Annotated in this window: 1 protein-coding gene; it reads left to right on the forward strand. The window is 68.1% G+C overall.

All coding sequences use genetic code 11. The annotated features are described in order from the left end of the window. The first annotated feature begins 13 nt into the window (after window positions 1-13). On the forward strand, window positions 14-1,606 hold the full coding sequence (locus tag NGB36_RS32985; RefSeq protein WP_255924339.1) for an NRAMP family divalent metal transporter: 1,593 nt from the start codon (window positions 14-16) through the stop codon (window positions 1,604-1,606). Window positions 1,607-1,611: the final 5 nt, after the last annotated feature.

Raw genomic sequence — 1,611 nt, forward strand, 5'->3', positions numbered from 1 at the left:
GCGTGCCGCTGTTCTGGATGACGCGCATGTCGGTGACATTCGTGGTGCGTTGGGCACCATCAGGCTTGATGACACCGGCGGGCGTCGTGGGTTGTCGGCGAAGGTCAAGACGCTGCTGGCGATCGTCGGTCCGGGGCTGATCGTGATGGTCGGCGACAACGACGCCGGTGCTTTCGCGACCTACGGTCAGGCGGGGCAGAACTACGGTACGCACCTGTTGTGGACGCTGGTGCTGCTCATCCCGGTCCTGTATGTCAATCAGGAGATGGTGCTGCGGCTCGGTGCGGTGACCGGGGTGGGGCACGCCCGGTTGATCCTGGAGCGGTTCGGCAGGTTCTGGGGCGCGTTCTCGGTGATCGACCTGTTCCTGCTCAACGCGCTCACCCTGGTGACGGAGTTCATCGGCATCACGCTGGCCGCGGGGTATCTGGGCCTGCCGAAGGGTGCCTCGGTGGTCCTCGCCGCGGGGATCATCGTCGCGTCGGCGTTCACCGGATCGTTCCGCCGCTTCGAGCGGGTCGCGATCGCGTTGTGCGCGGCCTCGCTGCTGCTGGTGCCGATCTACGTCATGGTCCACCCGGCGACCTCGCAGATGGCCCGCGACTTCGTCGTGCCCAACATGCCGGGCGGCGCCGGCCAGTTGTCGACGGTGATGCTGCTGATCATCGGGATCGTGGGCACCACGGTGGCGCCCTGGCAGCTGTTCTTCCAGCAGTCCTACGTCATCGACAAGCGCATCACCCCGCGGTTCATGCGCTATGAGAAGGCGGATCTGTGGATCGGCATCGCCGTGGTGGTCATCGGGGCGGCGGCGATGATGGGCTTCACCGCCGCCACGTTCGCCGGAACCCACGGCGTCGGGAACTTCAGCGACGCGGGCGGGATCGCCACCGGCCTTGAGGCGCACGCGGGCAAGGTCGCCGGGGTGCTGTTCGCCATCGCGCTGCTGGACGCCTCGATCATCGGCGCCTTCGCCGTCTCGCTGTCCACCGCGTATGCGATCGGTGATGTGCTGGGGCTCAAGCACTCCCTGCACCGCGGCATCGGCGGGGCGAAGGGCTTCTACGCCGTCTATGCCGGGCTGGTGGCCGCCGCGGCCGCGATCGTGCTGATCCCCGGCTCCCCGCTGGGGCTGCTCACCGAGGGCGTGCAGGCGCTCGCCGGGGTCCTGCTGCCGTCCGCGAGCGTGTTCCTGCTCCTGCTGTGCAACGACAAGGCGGTGCTCGGCCCATGGGTGAACGGGCCGAAGACCAACGCGTTCACCGCCACCGTGGTCGGGGTGCTGGTCGCCCTGTCGATCATCCTGACCGCCACCGTCGTCTTCCCCGGCATCTCGGCCAACGCGATCCTGCAGATCCTGGCCGCCTGCGCGGTGGCCGGGGTGATCGTGGCCGGGTACGCCTTCACCAAGCGCCGCACCGGCACCAAGGACGACCCGATCGACCGCACCGGCCGCGAGACCTGGCGGATGCCGGCGCTGGCAACGCTGACCAAGCCGGTCATCTCCACCACCCGCAAGATCGGCATGGGCGCCCTGCGCACCTACCTCCTCATCGCCACCATCCTCGTAGTCATCAAAATCGCCCAAGTCGCCCTCAACCACTGAACACC

Source organism: Streptomyces humicola (assembly GCF_024436035.1).
Classification (GTDB): Bacteria; Actinomycetota; Actinomycetes; order Streptomycetales; family Streptomycetaceae; genus Streptantibioticus_B; species Streptantibioticus_B humicola.